This window comes from Citrobacter sp. TBCS-14, from assembly GCF_005280805.1.
GTDB lineage: Bacteria > Pseudomonadota > Gammaproteobacteria > Enterobacterales > Enterobacteriaceae > Citrobacter > Citrobacter gillenii.
Genome location: NZ_SZWM01001348.1, coordinates 345 through 561, shown reverse-complemented (window position 1 = coordinate 561; position 217 = coordinate 345). Strand labels below are relative to the sequence as shown.

1 pseudogene is annotated in these 217 nt (G+C 56.7%); it reads right to left on the bottom strand.

Annotated elements, in window-relative coordinates:
* Positions 1 to 217 (bottom strand): annotated as a pseudogene (locus FDX22_RS32405) (hypothetical protein); the annotation flags it as partial.

Genomic DNA, 217 nt, shown 5'->3' with positions numbered 1-217 from the left:
AAAATCCAGCCGCAGGCCTGATGCCCCTGACCGCTGTTCAGACTGCGGCGCCAGCGTTGCTGGGCAGGCAGGCTTAGTGCTGCCAGCCCTTTTTTATCAGCATGCTGGTGAGTATGTGCCGCACTGGAGGGAAGTTCCGTCAGATTCAGTCGGGGCAAATCCAGTAATTGTCCGTCGATCTGTCCATGATCGGCATAAACTAACTGGCGGTTACCGC